This window comes from Bacteroides sp. 224, from assembly GCF_010500995.1.
Classification (GTDB): Bacteria; Bacteroidota; Bacteroidia; order Bacteroidales; family Bacteroidaceae; genus Bacteroides.
In genome coordinates this window covers 149,059-168,493 of sequence record NZ_QVMK01000004.1, presented here as the reverse complement: position 1 = coordinate 168,493, position 19,435 = coordinate 149,059, and the positions used below count along the sequence as shown (strand labels likewise).

Genomic DNA, 19,435 nt, shown 5'->3' with positions numbered 1-19,435 from the left:
GAGAAATGGTCTAATAGGAATTATTACCTATAGACCATTTTTTTTAGTCTTAATAATTTTATTTATGATATAGTTTATAAATAAATTTTAGATTTGATATAATAATAATGGTTATATATGATGTGAAACACATATAAACAGATAAAATTACCCAATTATATTTTATAAATGAAAGAGGGAATAACCAATCTTTCCAAAGTAAATGAAAACAAAGAATAATAATAGACTCTTTCCCGAATAAGACTAATATATCTCCGATTTTGTTGTTAAATATTTTAGGCGCAACTTTGTTGATATAACAAAAACAACATAGAAATGAAATAGCAGGAATGGCAGATAGTAAAATGTTTTCAATGTCTCTGTTGTTTAACGAAACAAAAGTATATAGCGGATTTGCTAAAAATAGGAGTATTAGAACTAACCCCAATTTCATATTTAATATAGATAAAAAATCAAAATGATTTATACAGTATCCTACAAATAAATAGTATACTGCCCAAAATGAAACATCCAAACTCCATGGCAAAACAGGAATATTAGGGAATATATATTTTAAATGGGCTAAGAATAGAATGACACAGATTTGTATAAATAGGATTTTTATTCTTAATACTAAATTAAGAATAATTAAGCCACAAAAAAGACAATAAAGAAACCAAGCGGGACCAACAGCAGTAATTCCATTACAATTAATTCCATTTCCCCATAGAAAAGTTTTTGAATTTTCAAGTAGCACTTCTAATATATGGATTGTTGGCGTGTCTTTGAATGGGGAAGGGCACATGAAAATTAACCATAAGAGAAATATCATAATGGTTGTAATTAATGCAGGAATAATGCATGATTTGATTTTCTTTTTAATCAGGAAGAATATATTTGAGTATTTTTCTTTGTTATAAAAATAACCCGAAATAATAAAGAAAAGAGGTAAATGGAAACTGTATATAAAGCTTGATAATGAAATAGGAGGATTTGCATGTCCAATAATAACAAAAATAATTGTTATTCCTTTTAAGATATCAAAAGTACGATTACGCTGTTCTTTTAAATTGTTATTCATTGATGAAATAATTATTTAATATTGAATTTTTTGAAATGTCTTTCGTCTGCATATTCAAGAAGTTCTTTATCTCCTTTGCTATCTCCATATACAATTAAATAATAGTTATCTCGCATTGGAAAATATTGAAGTAGTCTATTAACTTTTTCTTGCCCGTAGCAATTTTTACTCAGAAATGTTCCTGTGATTTTTCCCTCACTTACTTCTACTTGAGTTGCTAATACTTTATGAATGTTATGAGAGATTGCCCATGGATAAATCCAGTTTTCAAGTGATGCGCTAATTATAATAACATCATTATTATTACTAATATGTTCTTTAATGCATTCTAATGCACTAGAATAAGTTTCAATAGTACTAGCAAATAAAGAACATGAAGAATTAAAATCTTCAATTGTCCAACCTTTATAAAAAAGAGAAAATAATTTCTCTTTTGCAATATAATTCTTTATAATACCTAATTTATAGGCTAAAAGAATTGGGGATAAAAATAGAAGATATAAATAGCTCTTCCATCCATGAGTAAACTTGAGAAATTCAAGAAGTGTATCTTGTTTTGTTATTGTTCCATCAAAATCAAAAGCGACTACTTTTTTCATATAAAGTATATTATTAAAGCAAAGGATAATAGCCATGCAATGATACAACCTTGTATGAAAAAATCTTTTAATAATATAAAGGTTGGACTTCCTCCTTTTTTATCAACTATTGTTAATTGCAAATATCTAAATATACCAAGGATTACAAATAAAGAGGTTAGGTAAATATAATTACTTCCAAAACGATTAGTAATTTCATCAGATATAGAATACATTAGATATGCAACAACTGTAACTGTTGAAGTTATCATTAAAAGTGCGTATAAAAAAGGTACATTATATCTAATAATATTTTTTCTTCCTGCAACCCCTGTTTTGGTGTAAATTTGCACATCATCTAAACGTTTTGCAAATCCTAAAAATATAGCTAATAAGAATGTCATAATAACGATCCAGTGAGAAAGAGTGATATCTCCTATGATTCCACCAATGATTATTCTAATTACAAATCCGATTCCTATAATAAAAACATCTATAATTGCTATTCTTTTAAATTCTATGCTATATGCTATGTTAAGGATTAAATATAACAAAACAATTAAAATTACAGATATACTTCTATAAGCCAAAAATAAAATGCTACCACCTGATATTATTAAACAAAAAGATATTATCCAACCTGAAAGTGTTGTAATATCTCCACTAGCAATAGGCCTTTTTTTCTTTAAAGGATGCTTTTTGTCATCTTCTCTATCAATAATATCATTAAAACAATAAACAGCACTTGTTATAAAAGAAAATCCTAGAAAAACAATGAAACATGTTGTGAGTAATTTTAGGTCTCCAAATCGTTTATCAAAAAACAAGGGTAAAAAGATAAAAAAATTTTTAGCCCATTGATGAATTCGAAGAAGTGCTAATATTTTGTTCATAATTAAAATACTCTCAGATATAGTTTCACTTAATTTAAGTATTTGGATAATATGGCTATTTTTAATCGAAATGCAACAGTATATTTCTTGATATTTAATTTTTGTAACATTTCTCTTTTATTTTTTTGTGGGAAAAATGCACTTTATCTGTAATTCGTCGGGCAAAAATGGAGCCATTTTATCTAGAGGTGCTGAACTCATTTTTCCATTTTCATCCATGAAAGAAGCTGATTTAGGGAAAAGTGTTTGCATAGGATTCATTTTTATTTCACATATCATAGAACTTTTTGCGTCTAACACTTTTTTTATTGAAGAAACTAAATCCTCTCCTTCTTGCTTTATACGTATAAAAGGAATGTCGTATGCATAAGCAATACGCTCCATATCAGGGCAAATAACGCCACTACTTGGATCACTACCAGTGTAATAACCTTCAAAGAATGACTCTTGTGTAGTTTTTATTGCCAAATATCCCTGATTTTCTAAAATAAATATTTTAATGGGAAGATTGTAGGTTTTTAAAGTTTGCAGTTCTTGCAAATTCATTTGTATACTACCGTCTCCTGTTATTAAAATTGTTTGGCCTGATGTATTAGCTGCTGCTGCTCCTATAGCCGCAGGTAAATCATACCCCATAGCTGCACAACCCTGATTAGCAAATACTCTTATTCCTTTTTTAACTTTCATAGCCTGAAAAGTAGAAGTATATGCAGTTCCATTTCCTGTGACTACAACATCACCAGCTTGCAATTGACTAAATAATTCATCCGCAAAAATATAGGAACTAACATAATCAGAACTGGATGGATTATCTGTGAATAAATTAGGAAGCACTGATTCACATTCTTTTCCCCATTCTCTCCATTCTTTAAATCTTGGAGATGTGAAATTTTTCAACTTTTCTTTTAATATAGTAAAGAAATTACGTAGGTCAGCATTGATTTTAAGATCAATTGATAATGTTGGTTTATTCAATTCAGCGTTATCAATATCTACCATTACTTTATAAGCATGAGGTGCAAATAAATCATATGCATAGCTAATTTGGCGAATGCTCAATCTGGTACCTAAAATAATAATTAAATCAGAGTTCTGCACCATGATGTTCCCAATACGATCTCCACAAATACCCGGTTTACCATAGTATAGAGGATGGTCATACCACAATATATCTGAACCACTAATAGCAGTTACTACAGGTATTTCAAGCTGTTCTGCTATACTTATGAATTCATCTACTTTATTGGCTAGTCTTACTCCATTACCAACATAAATTACAGGATTTGATGCTTTAGATATTTTATTTACTAATTGATCAATTTGAAGTGAGAGTGTATTATTGTCTTCTTCTATTTTTATTTCATTAACATCAAACTCTCTCAATTTGGATTCGTCAATCATTGTGCCTTGTACATCTAATGGAATATCAATCCATACAGGACCAGGACGACCATTCAGAGCTATATAAATTGCTTTATCAATATGATATTTAATTTCAAGTGGATTTGTAATCATTACCGCATATTTTGTGATGGGTTTTACTATGCTTACAATGTCTACTTCTTGATCTCCTAATTGTCTAAGTTTTATGTGAGGACAAGAAGCAATTGTTGTACTTTCTTTTACTTGTCCAGAAATATATAATCCAGGTATTGAGTCGCACCACTGTCCAAGAATCCCTGTTATTGCATTGGTTCCCCCTGGACCAGTTGTAACATTAGTAACAGATAACTTACCAGATGTTCTATAATAACCCTCAGAAGCTATTGCTGATGCTTGTTCGTGATGGTTGCAAATATATTTTACACCTGTAGTACGTCCAATAGAATTATTTAAATGCATAGCTCCACCACCCGTGACTAGAAAAACATGATCAATTTGGTAAGCATCTCTTAAATACTTAAATATATAATCGCTAATCTTTATCATAATGTTCTATTAAAAATTTATTCTTTCTTTTTCTATAACTAAAGGACGTTTATGTACTTGAGTATAAATTGCTCCAATATATTCTCCTATAATTCCAATAAATATTAGCTGTACTGAAGAAAAGAAAAATAAACTTATTATTAAAGGAGCTATTCCTATACTAAAACTATCCCAATACATTAGTTTATATACCATATATCCAACACCTGTTAATAAACTCAATATTGCTAATATAAAACCAATGAAACAGGCCATTCGAAGAGGTAATTTTGATTGATTCACAAAACCGAGCATAGCCATATCATAAAGTGTATTTATATTATTTTTAGTTTTTCCTTTAGTACGTATGGGTTGAGTAAATTCTATTTTAGAATAGTTATTACCTAATTCAGCCACCATTCCACGAAAATAAGGGTAAGGATCATCTACTTTTCTTAAAGTCTCAATAAAAGATTGATTATACAAACCAAATCCTGTAAAGTTACTGATGTGCTCAGATGAAGATGTTTTTGCTATTACTTTATAATATAATTTTCTAAGAGCAAAAACTAAAGGGCTTTCTTCACTCTTACTTTTGATAGCTAAAACTAATGGATGACCTTTTTCCCATTCTTCGATAAGTTTGGGGATTAGATTGGGAGGATCCTGAAAATCAGCTGCCACTAATATCACAGCATCACCATATGCTTGTAATAAACCATAGTAAGGAGAACGAATATGCCCAAAATTCTTTGTGTTCAATATAACCTTAACATTAATGTCATTTTGGGCTAATTGTCGCAATTTTTTTATTGTATTATCTGTCGATGCATTATCAATAAATATATGTTCGTAATCATAATTGAGATTTTCGAATATTGATTTTACGGCTTTAGAAAGTTCTTCAACGTTCTCTTCTTCATTATAACAAGGAGTAACAATGCTTATTTTCTTTTTCATGTTAAATTAGGCTTTTTTGAATACAAAATTCTTTTGGATAATGTATGATATAATCGCAACGATAGGTGTTGAAAAGATACCTGCAGTATATTCGTTGGTTCCTTCAAACATAAGAAGAATTCTAATTAATCCAATATTTATAAAATAAGTAATAGTATATGAAATTATAAATTTGAAAATTAATTTGTTTTCTTTATTCTTAAAAACAAAAGTACCAATTGTTTTAAAATTAAATAAAACTCCTAATATTGTACTTAAAAGCACAGAGAATTTATAAGATAAACCTAGATATATGAATAAACAATATAGGCCAACACCAAATAATGTATTGATAATTCCAACACAAATAAAACGAATAATCTCAGTATTGACCTTTTTTAAAAAAATATTCATGATTTATTTTTTAGAAGGAATAAGTATTTCATAATTTTTATTATTCCATACTGATATATATTTATTTTCTAAAATGAAAGAATTGATAACTTGTGTTCTCTTTTTCTTGAAATATCCGGTTTCTATTCGGTTTTCATTATAGAAATTCTTATCATAATCCCCCCATCTATTCGTTGCAATAAAATGTTGTCTAACAATTACAGGTAATTCTTTTTTCTGGATAACAGCCTTTTTAAGTTCATATTCAAATTTATGCCCTGAATAACACCAAATCCATGAATTGGGAGTATATGAACGAGTGTCTGTCATATAATTGATTCCGGGAATAAAATCATAGGCAAGCAGATAATCATTTGGTTTTATATATTCAGGTAGCTTTTCTAATAACTCATTAGTTATTTTCGCTCTATATTCATTTGTATAAACCAATCTTGTGAACTTATTATCTATAGCATATAGTTTCTCACATCTACTGCCAGGATCATAATATGCCTGATAATCAACTTTGTAAATACCTGTAACAAAATAGACTATGCTAACAATTAATGAATATTCAATGATACTTTTCCGAGAAACGAGAACTTCAGTGTTTCTTATTTTAAATTTAAATCCTCTGATACATTTATAAATATATGCTGTAGCAAATGGGAGTGAAAGCCATGTAGAAGTCCACATTGTTTTTATGCCTTTATCGCTACCAATAGATATAAACAAAACCATAAACAAAGATGCAAGTCCAATAAATTTTAATCTGTACGACTCTTTTTTTCGGTTAATAAAAAGTAGGATAATTCCTAATAAAGAAATAAAATTAACGAAATACATATCATTATGCCTCAAAGCCTTATTTAACATTATGGATAAATAGCTTATAAAAAATAGGAGTATAATTTGAATAATTCGTTTATAATATATGCTTTTTATTTTGTTTGTAGAATAAGAATAAAAAACACCTATTCCAATAAAAAAGAGGCCAACAAGAAAAATTCCTTTGTAGTTTTTCAAATATACTAGCAACATTGCACCTAGCTGGTGAGAGTTTGTCTCATCAGAAGCACTCGCAATAGTATCAGTTAAAGAATTTAGATACAAATTCCAGTGACCAAGTGACTTCATTGAAACTATACAAATTAAAACAGCTGTTAATACTCCTAATATTGAAATGAGCATTTCTTTATTTATAATAACAATTTTATTATATTTTATGTAATGGTAAATTGGAATAAGCAGAATGAATACTAAATAAGAGATATTAGGTAGTCTAACAAAAAAGTTTAATCCTAATATGATGCCACCTAAAAATAAATGTGACAGTTTCTTTTGCTCCATTCCACTAAAAAATAAAATAATAACGAAGATTACTAGGAAAGCTGATAGTGGATTATATCCAAATGGTTTAGGATCACCTGCTACAACTACTACCTGAACTAATAAACCTAGTAACAATAATGGATTATCTATAAATCGTTTTAGAAATGTATAAATCAAATATGCCATTAAAGTATTTATACTTATTCCTAAAAAGCGCATAAAGAAAAAACCGCCTCCTGGCCATAGCTCATACCATGCTCCCCCTATTATTCCTGTAAACCAATAAGGCATTTGTGCTTCTACGCATTCCGGATTTTTAAATATTTGTTGGCAGAAATACATTAACCATCCTTCATCGGATAAATCGAATCCTTGGATGATACACAATAATTGATATAGGAAAGCTATTAATAAAGTAATTGCCAATTTGTGTTTACTAATGAATTGAACCATAAGAAGTTTTATTTATATTATATCTATTATCAATATATGTTTTGTGGAATTAGGATCTCAAAATGTTGATTACTCCAAGCTGTTTTATAATCATAACTTGATATGAATCTATTTATAGCTTGAGTACGTTTATTTTTGAAATGAGGACTTTCCGGACGATTTTCATTATAATAGTCTGGATCATATTCGCTCCATTTGTTACAGGGTAGAAAATGATGCCTAACAATTACAGGAAGAGTCTTTTTCTCTATTACAGCTTTTTCTAATGCTAAGTGTAATCTATTATCTGAATAAAAATGTATCCATGAATTTGATGTATAAGAACGTGTTTCTGTAAGATAATTTATTCCCGGAATAAAATCATATGCCAATAAATAATCATTTGGCTTAACATACAATGATAAACCAACTAATAATTCATTAGTTAGTTTGGTTCTATATTCATTAGTGTAGATATTATGGCAAAATTTATTGTTGATAGAGAATATTTTTTCTTTTCTACAACCAGGATCATAGTATGCGCAACAATCTACTTTATAAATACCAGTAATAAAAAAGACTACAATAATAATAATTGAATACTCTATAATACTTTTTTTGAGAATAATAAGCTGAATCTTTTTGAATTTAATTTTAAAATCCTGAATAGATTTATATATATATGCTATAGCGAAAGGCAATGATAACCATGTTGATGTCCACATAGTAAGTATACCATGATCACTTCCTACAGATGTGAATAATACCATAAGTAAAGATGCTATTCCAATATATTTAATGCTAACTTGCTCTTTACGCCAATTAAAAAATAAAAGAATAATCCCCAATAAGGATATGAAATTAATAAAAAACATATCATAGTCTCTTAGCGCTTGATTATATTTTATAGATAAATATCCTATAAAAACAGTAATCAAACTTTGAAGAAAATAGCTAAATATTTTTATTGAGATATAATATCTAAGAACAATATAAATCAATCCTAGTCCAAGAAAAAAAGATGCTATGTACAATATACTAACATAGTTTTTAATGTAAATTGATAGCATTGTCCCTAATTTATGCGAATTAGTTTCATCTGAAGAAGTGTTTATTATATCAGATATTGAATTTACATAAATCTCAAAATGCCCCAGAACTTTCATTAAAGCTAAACAAAAAAATATCGCTATAATAACCCCTAGAATTGCTGATATAATTTGCTTATTTATGAGAATCAACTTTTTCTCTTTTATTGATTGATAAAATGGTATTAATAATAAGAAAATAGAATATACTACATTAGGTAATCGAACAAAAAAGGTTAAGCCTAAAATAAAACCGCCTGTTATGAAATAAAAAACATTTTTCTTTTCAACCCCATAATAGAATATGATAATGACAAATATTACTAAAAAAGCTGATAATGGGTTATAGCCAAAAGGCTTAGGGTCTCCGGAAACTATTAAAACCTGAGCTAACAAAGCAATTAATAATAAAGGAGTATTTATAAATCGTTTTAGAAACCGATAGATAACATAAAGCATAAAAGTATTAATCATTATACCTAATAGGCGCATAGAGAAAAAACCACCTTCTGGCCATAGTTTATACCATAGACCTCCAATAATTCCAGTAAACCAGTAGGGCATCTGTGCTTCTACACTTTCTGGATTTCTAAATATTTGTTGATAGAAGTACATTAACCAGCCTTCATCTGATAGATCAAATCCTTGAATAATACAGATTAATTGATAAAAGAAAGCAATTGAAATTGCAATTCCTACTTTATAATTATATAAATAACGTTGAATCATTTTTTTTATTTGTCTATCAGTAGTAACTCTTTATTGATTATGTTTTTACGACTATTGTACCATTTGAATAATTTTTTAATTCCTTCGGATGGAGATGTGAAGTGTATACTCTGGTACTCATTCTTTAGTCTTGAATTATCACCACTATACTCTAATCCTAAACCATCTTGTACTATTTTAATTGGTAATTCTCTATTGGCATTCTGATTAACTAAAAAAGCTAATTCTTGTAAGGAAACAGAATTGTCTGGAGTAATATTATAGGATTTGTACAGAGGATTTTGTGTAATAAACCAATCTAATATAGGCATTAAATCATCTATAAAAAGATAATCAAATTTTCTGTTTTGTTTAATGGTAATTGGTAAATTAAATATTGTTTTGCAAATAGCATTTGAAATAAATCGAATGGCATAATCTTCATATTTTCCATAAATTCCAAAAACTCGTAAGTCATAAATATTTGAAGACTTTTCTATAACCTTTTCGCAGATATATTTGCAATAGCCGTGTTCATCAACAGGGATATGCCTAATATAATCTTCTTCTTTCATTTTAGAATGATAATATCGCATATCATAAATAGCACCAGATCCTATAACTAACATCTTTTCAAAATACTGTGAATATCTTTCCAAGTTGAAAAACATTCTTGTATTTGAATAGAGTATATTATTAAAGTCTATTGCATTACGATGACTTGGCTTTACTGCTGCATGAATTACAATGTCTGGAGAATATGTTGAGAAATACTTTTCTACACTTTCTTCATCAACTAAATCTAATTCCTTACTTGAGGGGGCTTTTATAGAATATTTATCAGCTAAAAAACTCTCAAGAATATTTTTACCAATAAATCCATTTCCTCCAGTTAATAAAATATTCTTCATTATAAAGTAAAAGATTTTATCTGTTCCACACACAAATCATACACACTTTCTTTCTTATACCTCTTATACCACTCAGTTGTCAACCCAACCGTTTCCGAAAGATTTAATCGAGGCTTCCATCCTAACTTGAACACCGCTTTCGAAATATCAAGCATCAACAATTTAGCTTCATGAACGGCTGTAGGGTCGGAGAGGTCTTTTAATTCGCCTTTTCCGTAGCTTTTTATAACTTGTGTAGCTACTTCCCATACATTAGCTATGGATTCGGCATGAGGACCAAAGTTCCAACCTTCGCAATAGCTGATGGGATCATTCCACATTTTTTGAGCTAATAGCATGTATCCACTTAAAGGTTCTAATACATGCTGCCACGGACGGATAGCTTTGGGACTGCGAATATCAATTGTTTTGTTCGCTTCCAATGCTCTTATGCAATCGGGGATTATTCGATCCAGTGCCCAGTCGCCACCACCAATCACGTTACCGGCACGAGCACTGGCTATTGATTTTCCGTGTTTGGAATAACTGTTGGGATGAAAGAAAGAGCGACGCCATGAAGCAATAGCAATTTCTGCTGCTCCTTTACTACTGGAGTAGGGGTCATATCCTCCCATTGGTTCATCCTCACGATACCCCCAGATCTGCTCTTTATTTTCATAGCATTTATCTGTGGTTATCATAACAGCAATTTTTACACTGGGGGTTACTCTGATGGCTTCCATTACATGAATGCTACCCATTACATTGGTTTCGTATGTTTCAACGGGTATCTCGTAGCTTAACCTAACTAAGGGTTGAGCTGCCAGATGAAATACAATTTCCGGTTGGTATTGTTGAAAAACGTCTTTTAAGAGATTACCATCGCGAATATCTCCTCGTATATCTGTAATCTTGCTCCCAATGCCGGAAAGAACATAATTATCTTTATCAGTAGCAGGGTCAAGCGCAAACCCAATTACTTCGGCTCCAAGCTGGTGTAGCCAAATAGCCATCCAAGATCCTTTAAATCCTGTATGTCCTGTAATTAGAACGCGTTTGCCTCGATAGAAATTATTATATAAATCTATAGACATGTTTACCATACTTTCCAGGGCGCTTCTCCGGCATCCCACATTTCATTTAACTCGTTGTTATCTCTTAGAGTATCCATTGGTTTCCAGAATCCGTTATGACGATAAGCATGCATTTTACCTGCACGAGCAATGTTTTCCAAGGGTTTTCGTTCAAAGGTTACATTGTCTCCATCTGGGATAAAATCAAAAACTTCTGGTTCGCAAACGAAAAATCCTGCGTTAATCCAGTTGCGGTCTCCATCGGGTTTCTCTTGAAAAGAAAGGACTTTATCAGTTTCCAAATCTATTTGTAAGGCTCCAAATTTACCTCCCGGCTTATAAGCAGTAACAGAAAGAATACATCCGGATTCTTGATGAGCTTTTATTGAATCGGCTATATTCAAATCGGATACTCCATCACCATAGGTCAACAAAAATGGTTCATTGCCTACATATTGTTGAATACGCTTAATGCGTCCTCCGGTCATTGTATTTAAACCGGTGTCTACCATAGTAACTTTCCAATTCTCGGAGTGGGAGTCATGTACTTGTACTGTATTATTCGATAGGTCTACTGTCAGGTCACAGTTATGTCGAAAATAGTTGGCGAAATATTCTTTGATTATATATTGCTTATATCCACAGCAAATAATAAATTCATTAATGCCGTAGTAGTTGTAAGCTTTCATGATATGCCAAAGAATAGGTTTACCTCCAATTTCAACCATAGGTTTAGGAATCGATGTAGTAGCTTCGCTCAATCGTGTACCGAAGCCACCTGCAAGAATTACGGCTTTCATTATTAAAATTATTTAGTGTGCTTTAAAGTAAAAGTTTTTATAACAGATATCATGTATTGCAACATTTCATCAGTCATTCCCGGATAAACTCCAATCCATAATGTATTATTCATTATGTAATCAGTTGTTTTAAGATCTCCAACCACTCGATAGCCTTCTCCCGATTTTCTCATTTCATCGAAGGCAGGGTGTTTCAACAAATTGCCGGCAAAAAGATTTCTGGTTTGAACTTTCTTTTCTTCCAGATGTTTGGCTAAATCATTCCGGCTGAATCCTGCATTTTCTTTCACTGTAATCAAGAAGCCAAACCAACTGGGCTCTGAATCTGTTTGAGGTTCGGGAAGTATCAGACTTTCAATGCCTTCAAGACCTTGTCTCAATATAGAGAAGTTTCTTTTGCGGGCTTCTACTATATCATCCAGTTTATCTAATTGTGCACAACCAATGGCTGCTTGCATATCTGTTACTTTCAGATTATATCCGAAATGAGAATAAACATATTTATGATCGTATCCTACCGGAAGCTCGCCAAATTGTTTATCGAAACGATGTTTGCATGTATTATCAATACCTCCTACACACCAGCAGTCACGTCCCCAGTCGCGGAAAGAATTTACGAGTTTATGTAGTAGTGGATCGTTTGTATATACAGCACCGCCTTCTCCCATAGTCATGTGGTGAGGAGGGTAGAAGCTACTGGTGCCAATGTGCCCCACAGTACCTGTTTTTTTCTTTTCTCCTCCTATAGTATAGGTAGAACCTAATGCATCACAATTATCTTCAACTAACCAAAGGTTATGTTTGTCACAGAATTCTTTTACGGCAGCTAAGTTAAAAGGATTTCCTAATGAATGGGCTATCATTACAGCCTTGGTCTTAGGTGAAAGAGCTGCTTCAAGCTGAGTTACATCAATATTATATTCAGGTATTGTAACATCAACAAAAACCGGAACTGCTCCATATTGAATACATGGGGTTACAGTAGTAGGGAAACCGCATGCCACAGTAATAACCTCATCTCCACGTTTGATGCGTCTATCACCCAGTTCTTGGGCTGTTAGTGCCATGAAGGCAAGAAGATTAGCTGAAGACCCGGAATTTGTTAATGAGCAGAAAGAAACCCCCAGCCATTGTGCAAATCGTTTTTCAAATTTATGTGCCCACGGACCGGCTGTTAACCAGAAATCCAGCGAAGAGTCAACAAGATTTATTAGTTCTTTTTCATCAAAATATCGTCCTCCATAATTTACGAACATTTTCTCAGGGACAAATGCTTTGGTTTCACCAAACTTCTGTTTATAGTATTCAGATACTAAAGATAATATTTGGTCTTTCAGATCAGTGCTTTTAGTTTCCATTAAAATATATATATAAAAATCTATAGTGCAAATTTAGTAGTTTACTAACTACTCATAATAAATCCGCAAAAGTAACATAAAATTTCAATACTGAGTAATGTGTGTGTATAATAACCAGATTATTTTATGTCATTTGAGAGTTATTTCTGTAGTATTATTAGTTATTTAATATTCAATCCAAATATCTTTCCATCATCCCTTGATATTTATCAATTCTTCTATCTCGGAGGAAAGGCCACCAGCGACGTACATTTTCCGAACGTGTAAGATCTAAATCTACAATGATGTTCTCTGGGTTCTCATTGCCTGCCTGCGCCAAAATTTCCCCTTGAGGACCTGCAACAAAGCTATTTCCCCAGAATGAGATACCATTTGTTTGTGATGAAGGATCGGGTTCGTGACCTACACGGTTAACAGAAATAACCGGAATTCCATTGGCTACGGCATGAGCACGTTGCGAAATTATCCATGCATTTAATTGCCTACTTTGTTCTTCGGGGGTGTCACTGCTTTCCCAGCCGATAGCAGTTGGGTAGATTAGAATTTCTGCCCCTTTTAATGCCATTAATCGGGCCGCTTCCGGGTACCATTGATCCCAGCAAATAAGTACTCCTAATTTCCCTAAAGATGTTTGTATGGGCTCAAATCCAATATCACCGGGAGTAAAATAGAATTTTTCGTAATATGCAGGATCATCGGGGATATGCATCTTTCTATATTTTCCGGCTATCTCTCCATTAGTATCAAATACAACTGCGGTGTTATGATATAATCCTGGTGCTCGTTTCTCAAACAGGGAGGTAATCAATACTATATTGTATTTTTTTGCTAATTTGGAGTAGAACTCAGTAGAAGGACCAGGAATGGGTTCCGCTAAATCAAATAACTGAGTATTTTCTGTCTGGCAAAAATAAAGTGTATTATGAAGTTCTTGCAAGACAATGAGTTGCGCACCTTCCTGTGCACACAGCTCTATATTCTTTGCCAGATTCTCCAAATTCTTCTCTACGTCGGATGTATTTGCCTGCTGAACCAACCCTACTTTTAGTTTTTTCATCCTATAACATTTAGTGGATATTGCATAGTTACACAATGCAATGAACCATGTTGTTTTATTAATAAACGACAATCTATGCCAATTACTGCATGATTAGGGAAAACTTTTTTTAATACTTCTTCGGCTTTTAAATCATTTTCCGCTTGATTGTAAGTTGGGAATAGTACAGCTTCGTTGATAATCAAAAAGTTAGCATAAGTGGCCGGCAATCTTTCCCCATTCTCCACAATTTTGTCTGCCATAGGTAAAGCAAATAGCTTATATGGTTTCCCAGATAATGTTCTGAAGCTTTTGAGTTGTTTTTCCATTTGCTGCAATGCTTCGTAATGTTCGTCCTCAGGATTTGTACATTGTATATATGCAATTGTGTCCGGAGAACAAAATCTGGCCAATGTATCTATATGGCTATCGGTGTCATCTCCGGCCAAATAACCATAATCTAACCATAGAATTTGCTGTAAATGGAATACTGATTTTAAATATTCTTCTATCTCTACCTTATTCATCTGCCCGTTTCGATTTGGAGAAAGCAAACAAGCAGATGATGTAAGTAAGGTGCCCATTCCGTCGCTTTCGATTGATCCTCCTTCCAATACAAATCCCAAACAATTCTCGTATATTCCTTTCAATGCTTTTTCTTTTACGGCATGGCGAGTAATCAGATTGTCTTTATCAGACGCAAATTTTAGTCCCCAACCATTAAATGTAAAATCAAGTAGAATGGGAGTATCTCCATCTATAATTGTAATAGCACCGTGATCTCTTGCCCATGTGTCATTGGTATCACAGGTAAGAAAACGAACGTTTTTCATATTAACACGCTCTTCAATCTGTGCTTTTACCTCTTCGGGATTGGGGGTTACTATCAAAAGTAGTTCTCTTTTAGCTATTTCATGAGCTATGCGAATAAAACACTCCTGAACTTCAGATAAAATATAATCCCAATCCGTTTCTTTATGGGGCCATGTCAGTTGTACCCCGCTTTGCGGATACCATTCGGCAGGCAAATGAGCTTGTCTCATTTATTAATATCTTTAGGTTTTCGATCGAAAAAAGGATTTTTAGAAGATGCACTGATAGGGATAGCCATTACCATTTTACAGTCTTCCAACCAGTTTAATCGTTGCGCGGCTATCCCGGCAGAAAACATAACGCGGCTGTCTACCCGATGATCGGCGGCTGTTGCACAGGCCGAACCTATGGCAATACCCAAGTCAATTGCATTCAGAGAGCAGGGAACGCCGCTGGGTCTTTCTGCGCAAGTATTATAACCACAATGAGAGCAGTTCAGTCCTTGAGCTTGTTCTCTTGTACCTATTAATATAATGCATTCGGCATTTAGAATGTTTTCGGCATCCCGAAGAAAGAATTTGAAACCGTTTTCTTTATTAATTTCAATCATAGTTTCGGAAAGAATCTGTATCTCCTCTCCTGTAATGAGTGCTGTTTCTATAATATCAACACCTTTGCCCTTGGGGGCTGTACGGGCAGCAACCATCATTTGTCTGCCTACATTTACTGCTTCTTCGTGACGACAATCGCGTTCATTCAATATCATAACTTAGTCTCTTTATAAATTAACGGGCAAAGATAAAAAATAGTATTAGTATAACCCTTGCCTGTGGAATTAAAATTATAATATGCTTTATTAAGAAATTATTCTATTTTAGTTATTTCTTCTTTCCCTCCCATGATTTTGTTTTTTGCATTTTTGCCAGCACGCCAGCACGATTCGCTTGTATCTAATTGATATTTAATCAGTTAAAGCGTGCTGGCAACCCGTGTTGGCAGCGTGACGGCAAATTTGCCAGCACGCTTGTGATTTGATAAAATTAGTGTACTATTTACTGGGGAATTTGCCGAGTAGTTTCTATCAGTTTGCCAGTATGAAACTACTTGTTTGCTACTATGAAACAAGTAGTTTGAAACCGGAAAACAATTTGTTTGCCACTTTAAAACAGGTAATCCCAAGGTTTGAAATAAATCGATTTATATACTATTCTAAAGTTGTATATTGTTACATATTGATGAATTGTACCGATTAATAGTACCCCAAAATTAGTGCTATATTTTGTATAAGTACAGGTACTTTTTGCAAGAATTGGCTCTAAATCCGTTTAAGTTTTCCACAGAATAACTATTATAGGATGCTTTCGTTTATCTCTAAACAATAATTAAAAAGAGGTTCTTGGGTATTTATTAATCTCAAAATCCCATTAACTTTACAGGCTAATAATTATGTTGTATGTTGAAAGTTACCAATGCAAGTATTGCTTTTGGAGAAGACATCCTGTTTTCAGGTTTAAATATGCACCTTTACCAAAGTGAGATGATTTGTATCTCTGGAGAGTCGGGTAGAGGGAAAACGTCCTTATTAAATGCTATTATGGGCTTTATTCCTTTACGAGAAGGAGAAATTGAAGTAAATGGAATCAAACTCGATAAATTCACTATTGATACAATCAGGAAACAAATAGCTTGGATACCACAGGAACTTTCACTTCCTGCTGAATGGGTCAGCGAAATGATTAAACTTCCTTTTGAATTGAAAGCCAATAAAAAGAAAGCCGGTTTTTCCAAAGATAAACTTATGGAGAACTTTGTTGAGTTAGGCTTAAACCAGGATTTATATAATAAACGTGTTACTGAAATATCAGGCGGGCAACGGCAACGCATTATGCTAATTGTAGCTGCCATGCTCAATAAACCTCTGATAATTATTGATGAACCAACTTCGGCACTCGATGGTATATCTATGGATCGGGTATTAGCTTTTTTTCGAAAGACAGCAGCTCAGGGAACGGCTGTTTTGTCGGTTTCTCATGACAAAGGATTTGCGTCAGGTTGTGATAAAACAATTTATTTATAAATAAAGAATAGTTGAAGAATGAGTACAATAGATATTTCGTATCTAAGTTTAGGAATAGGGTTATTATTATTGATTATTCCCATCTATTATCTTTGGAAGTTTAAAACAGGATTGGTTAAAGCAACTATTATAGGAGTTGTAAGAATGATTATTCAGTTACTTCTGGTAGGAGTATATCTTCAATATCTTTTTATATGGGATAATCCGTGGATTAACTTTCTGTGGGTGGTTATCATGATTTTAGTGGCTTCCCAAACCGCTATATCCCGCACACGAATAAAGACAAAGATTCTTTTGTTGCCTATTTGCATTGGCTTTCTGACTTCTGTTGTCCTTATCGGATTGTACTTTTTAGGATTTGTACTTCAATTAGACAATATCTTCAGTGCCCGATATTTTATACCTATATTTGGTATTCTGATGGGCAATATGCTTTCTTCTAATGTAATTGCTTTGAACGCCTATTATACTGGGCTACAACGAGAACACCAACAATATTACTATCTGCTTGGTAACGGAGCTACCCGACAAGAAGCCCAAGCGCCTTTTATTCGGGAAGCTCTTCGAAAAGCATTCAGTCCTCTCATTGCTAATATTGCAGTGATGGGGTTGGTAGCTTTACCGGGTACCATGATTGGGCAGATTCTGGGAGGAAGTAATCCAAATGTAGCCATTAAATATCAAATGATGATTATGGTAATTACATTCTCTGCTTCTATGCTTTCGTTAATGATTACCATTTCACTTGCCTCACGCAAATCATTTGATAGCTTCGGAAATCTCCTTCATATAATGAAAGAAGATAAATGAATGAATTAAAAGATGAAGTAGTTGATGAAAAATATGCATTGAAAAATAAGGTGTTTAAATAAAAACACTATCTTTGCGCAACAACAATCAAGGGGTGCCCTACCAAAGGCTGAGATTATACCCTTATAACCTGATGCGGATAATACCGACGTAGGAATGATAAGATTCTCTTCTTAGTAAAGATATCTCTTGGTTGCTTATTTGTAATTAAATGCAACAATTATGAGATATCCCACAGCATTAACCATTGCGGGTTCGGATAGTGGAGGGGGTGCCGGTATTCAGGCAGACCTGAAAACATTTTCTGCTTTAGGTGTATTTGGAGCATCGGTGATTACAGCTATCACAGCACAGAATACACATGAAGTACGTGCCGTAGAAGCTTTATCTGTCAATATCATTCGTCAACAATTGGAAACTGTACTTGACGATCTTCAGATGGATGTTCTTAAAACCGGTATGTTGGTTACTCCACAAATTATAGAAATTGTAGCCCAAGCCATCGATAAATATCAGGTAAAGAGGGTTATTGTAGACCCTGTGATGGTTGCTACTACTGGTGCAAATTTAACTAAAGCCGATTTGGCAAATGCCTATCAGGAACTACTATACCCTCGTGTTAGTTTGTTGACTCCCAATATTCCCGAAGCAGAATTGCTAACAGGCATACCTATCAAAAACGAGAAAGACAGAGCCCAAGCCGGAGATTATTTTTTGAATCAAGGTTGCAAAGCTGTATTGATTAAAGGCGGGCATTGGACTGATAACAAAGAATCAGTAGATGTTCTTTTTTCTCAAGATTCGGCTCCTCAGTCTTTTTCTTCCGGTTTTATTCGTACACTCAATATGCACGGCACAGGGTGCTCATTGGCTTCTGCTATTGCTGCATATATGGCATTGGGAGATGAAATGACTGTTGCTATAAAAAATGCTAAAGAATATATCACTGAAGCGATTAAATCCGGATCTCATGCTGATTTTAATGGTGGGAATGGTCCCATCAATCACTTCTTTCATCCTCAATCATTAAAACTAAAAATATGATTACCATTCAGTTAAACAACAAACCATATAAGATTGAAGTGGGTACAACGCTCATTTCATTTATAGAAAGCCTTGAAATTAAACCGCAAGGAATTGCTATTGCGATTAATTATGAGGTTATTCCGAAAGAGTTATGGGAAACAACTATTTTATCGAACGATATGGAGTTGATGTTGATACATGCTGTTTCAGGAGGGTAAATT

The 19,435-nt window shown here is 32.9% G+C and carries 18 protein-coding genes, 1 pseudogene and 1 riboswitch; of the genes and pseudogenes, 4 read left to right on the top strand and 15 right to left on the bottom strand.

The genetic code is table 11. The annotated features are described in order from the left end of the window. Window positions 1-58: 58 nt before the first annotated feature. From D0T60_RS04235 to D0T60_RS04165, 15 genes and pseudogenes are all read right to left on the bottom strand, one after another. On the bottom strand, window positions 59-1,060 hold the full coding sequence (locus tag D0T60_RS04235; RefSeq protein ID WP_163216908.1) for an acyltransferase family protein: 1,002 nt from the start codon (window positions 1,058-1,060) through the stop codon (window positions 59-61). Between the two features lie 11 nt (window positions 1,061-1,071). Then, window positions 1,072-1,659: an HAD family hydrolase gene (locus D0T60_RS04230; RefSeq protein WP_163216907.1), complete on the bottom strand. Its 588-nt coding sequence runs from the start codon at window positions 1,657-1,659 to the stop codon at window positions 1,072-1,074. Continuing rightward, on the bottom strand, window positions 1,656-2,531 hold the full coding sequence (locus D0T60_RS04225) for a UbiA prenyltransferase family protein (protein ID WP_163216906.1): 876 nt from the start codon (window positions 2,529-2,531) through the stop codon (window positions 1,656-1,658). The genes D0T60_RS04230 and D0T60_RS04225 overlap by 4 nt, the downstream gene beginning before the upstream one ends. A 117-nt stretch (window positions 2,532-2,648) precedes the next feature. Then, a complete protein-coding gene (locus D0T60_RS04220) occupies window positions 2,649-4,460 on the bottom strand; it encodes a thiamine pyrophosphate-binding protein (protein WP_163216905.1) in 1,812 nt (603 codons plus the stop codon). Window positions 4,461-4,469: 9 nt separating this feature from the next. After that, window positions 4,470-5,399, bottom strand: a complete 930-nt coding sequence (locus D0T60_RS04215; RefSeq protein ID WP_163216904.1) for a glycosyltransferase family 2 protein — start codon at window positions 5,397-5,399, stop codon at window positions 4,470-4,472. A 6-nt stretch (window positions 5,400-5,405) separates the two neighbouring features. Beyond that, window positions 5,406-5,792, bottom strand: a complete 387-nt coding sequence (locus tag D0T60_RS04210) for a GtrA family protein (RefSeq protein WP_163216903.1) — start codon at window positions 5,790-5,792, stop codon at window positions 5,406-5,408. A 3-nt stretch (window positions 5,793-5,795) separates the two neighbouring features. Beyond that, window positions 5,796-7,556, bottom strand: coding sequence for a hypothetical protein (locus tag D0T60_RS04205; protein WP_163216902.1), 1,761 nt, complete (start codon window positions 7,554-7,556; stop codon window positions 5,796-5,798). A 29-nt stretch (window positions 7,557-7,585) separates the two neighbouring features. Next, on the bottom strand, window positions 7,586-9,352 hold the full coding sequence (locus tag D0T60_RS04200) for a hypothetical protein (protein ID WP_163216901.1): 1,767 nt from the start codon (window positions 9,350-9,352) through the stop codon (window positions 7,586-7,588). 5 nt (window positions 9,353-9,357) lie between these two features. Continuing rightward, window positions 9,358-10,242, bottom strand: a complete 885-nt coding sequence (locus tag D0T60_RS04195) for an NAD(P)-dependent oxidoreductase (RefSeq protein ID WP_163216900.1) — start codon at window positions 10,240-10,242, stop codon at window positions 9,358-9,360. After that, entirely contained in the window at window positions 10,242-11,315 is a 1,074-nt protein-coding gene (rfbG, locus tag D0T60_RS04190) for a CDP-glucose 4,6-dehydratase (RefSeq protein WP_163216899.1), read from the bottom strand. Before rfbG ends, D0T60_RS04195 begins: the two co-directional genes overlap by 1 nt. Before the next feature lie 2 nt (window positions 11,316-11,317). Then, window positions 11,318-12,094: a glucose-1-phosphate cytidylyltransferase gene (gene rfbF / locus D0T60_RS04185; RefSeq protein WP_163216898.1), complete on the bottom strand. Its 777-nt coding sequence runs from the start codon at window positions 12,092-12,094 to the stop codon at window positions 11,318-11,320. A gap of 8 nt (window positions 12,095-12,102) precedes the next feature. Beyond that, window positions 12,103-13,452 (bottom strand): lipopolysaccharide biosynthesis protein RfbH, encoded by a 1,350-nt coding sequence (gene rfbH / locus D0T60_RS04180; protein WP_163216897.1) that lies wholly within the window; start codon window positions 13,450-13,452, stop codon window positions 12,103-12,105. Window positions 13,453-13,624: 172 nt separating this feature from the next. Next, on the bottom strand, window positions 13,625-14,509 hold the full coding sequence (locus D0T60_RS04175) for a carbon-nitrogen hydrolase (protein ID WP_163216896.1): 885 nt from the start codon (window positions 14,507-14,509) through the stop codon (window positions 13,625-13,627). Beyond that, window positions 14,506-15,531, bottom strand: a pseudogene (locus D0T60_RS04170) (agmatine deiminase family protein); the annotation flags it as partial. The gene D0T60_RS04175 and the pseudogene D0T60_RS04170, both read right to left, overlap by 4 nt. After that, a complete protein-coding gene (locus D0T60_RS04165) occupies window positions 15,528-16,067 on the bottom strand; it encodes a ferredoxin domain-containing protein (protein ID WP_163216894.1) in 540 nt (179 codons plus the stop codon). The pseudogene D0T60_RS04170 and the gene D0T60_RS04165, both read right to left, overlap by 4 nt. 687 nt (window positions 16,068-16,754) lie before the next feature. Here D0T60_RS04165 and D0T60_RS04160 point away from each other — a divergent pair. The 4 genes from D0T60_RS04160 (at window position 16,755) to thiS (ending at window position 19,432) form a co-directional block, all read left to right on the top strand. Next, window positions 16,755-17,378 (top strand): ATP-binding cassette domain-containing protein, encoded by a 624-nt coding sequence (locus D0T60_RS04160; RefSeq protein WP_163216893.1) that lies wholly within the window; start codon window positions 16,755-16,757, stop codon window positions 17,376-17,378. Between the two features lie 18 nt (window positions 17,379-17,396). Continuing rightward, complete coding sequence (locus D0T60_RS04155; protein WP_163216892.1) at window positions 17,397-18,188, top strand: ABC transporter permease; 792 nt, start codon at window positions 17,397-17,399, stop codon at window positions 18,186-18,188. A gap of 80 nt (window positions 18,189-18,268) precedes the next feature. Then, a riboswitch (TPP riboswitch) is annotated at window positions 18,269-18,362 on the top strand. Window positions 18,363-18,410: 48 nt separating this feature from the next. After that, window positions 18,411-19,232, top strand: a complete 822-nt coding sequence (thiD, locus tag D0T60_RS04150; RefSeq protein ID WP_163216891.1) for a bifunctional hydroxymethylpyrimidine kinase/phosphomethylpyrimidine kinase — start codon at window positions 18,411-18,413, stop codon at window positions 19,230-19,232. Beyond that, on the top strand, window positions 19,229-19,432 hold the full coding sequence (thiS, locus tag D0T60_RS04145; RefSeq protein WP_203558276.1) for a sulfur carrier protein ThiS: 204 nt from the start codon (window positions 19,229-19,231) through the stop codon (window positions 19,430-19,432). Before thiD ends, thiS begins: the two co-directional genes overlap by 4 nt. Window positions 19,433-19,435: the final 3 nt, after the last annotated feature.

What these genes read in the sequence shown, in the direction of transcription:
- D0T60_RS04235 (WP_163216908.1), bottom strand. Translation starts at nt 1,060, where the DNA reads ATGAATAACAATTTAAAAGAACAGCGTAATCGTACTTTTGATATCTTA.
- D0T60_RS04230 (WP_163216907.1), bottom strand. Translation starts at nt 1,659, where the DNA reads ATGAAAAAAGTAGTCGCTTTTGATTTTGATGGAACAATAACAAAACAA.
- D0T60_RS04225 (WP_163216906.1), bottom strand. Translation starts at nt 2,531, where the DNA reads ATGAACAAAATATTAGCACTTCTTCGAATTCATCAATGGGCTAAAAAT.
- D0T60_RS04220 (WP_163216905.1), bottom strand. Translation starts at nt 4,460, where the DNA reads ATGATAAAGATTAGCGATTATATATTTAAGTATTTAAGAGATGCTTAC.
- D0T60_RS04215 (WP_163216904.1), bottom strand. Translation starts at nt 5,399, where the DNA reads ATGAAAAAGAAAATAAGCATTGTTACTCCTTGTTATAATGAAGAAGAG.
- D0T60_RS04210 (WP_163216903.1), bottom strand. Translation starts at nt 5,792, where the DNA reads ATGAATATTTTTTTAAAAAAGGTCAATACTGAGATTATTCGTTTTATT.
- D0T60_RS04205 (WP_163216902.1), bottom strand. Translation starts at nt 7,556, where the DNA reads ATGGTTCAATTCATTAGTAAACACAAATTGGCAATTACTTTATTAATA.
- D0T60_RS04200 (WP_163216901.1), bottom strand. Translation starts at nt 9,352, where the DNA reads ATGATTCAACGTTATTTATATAATTATAAAGTAGGAATTGCAATTTCA.
- D0T60_RS04195 (WP_163216900.1), bottom strand. Translation starts at nt 10,242, where the DNA reads ATGAAGAATATTTTATTAACTGGAGGAAATGGATTTATTGGTAAAAAT.
- rfbG (WP_163216899.1), bottom strand. Translation starts at nt 11,315, where the DNA reads ATGTCTATAGATTTATATAATAATTTCTATCGAGGCAAACGCGTTCTA.
- rfbF (WP_163216898.1), bottom strand. Translation starts at nt 12,094, where the DNA reads ATGAAAGCCGTAATTCTTGCAGGTGGCTTCGGTACACGATTGAGCGAA.
- rfbH (WP_163216897.1), bottom strand. Translation starts at nt 13,452, where the DNA reads ATGGAAACTAAAAGCACTGATCTGAAAGACCAAATATTATCTTTAGTA.
- D0T60_RS04175 (WP_163216896.1), bottom strand. Translation starts at nt 14,509, where the DNA reads ATGAAAAAACTAAAAGTAGGGTTGGTTCAGCAGGCAAATACATCCGAC.
- D0T60_RS04165 (WP_163216894.1), bottom strand. Translation starts at nt 16,067, where the DNA reads ATGATATTGAATGAACGCGATTGTCGTCACGAAGAAGCAGTAAATGTA.
- D0T60_RS04160 (WP_163216893.1), top strand. Translation starts at nt 16,755, where the DNA reads ATGTTGAAAGTTACCAATGCAAGTATTGCTTTTGGAGAAGACATCCTG.
- D0T60_RS04155 (WP_163216892.1), top strand. Translation starts at nt 17,397, where the DNA reads ATGAGTACAATAGATATTTCGTATCTAAGTTTAGGAATAGGGTTATTA.
- thiD (WP_163216891.1), top strand. Translation starts at nt 18,411, where the DNA reads ATGAGATATCCCACAGCATTAACCATTGCGGGTTCGGATAGTGGAGGG.
- thiS (WP_203558276.1), top strand. Translation starts at nt 19,229, where the DNA reads ATGATTACCATTCAGTTAAACAACAAACCATATAAGATTGAAGTGGGT.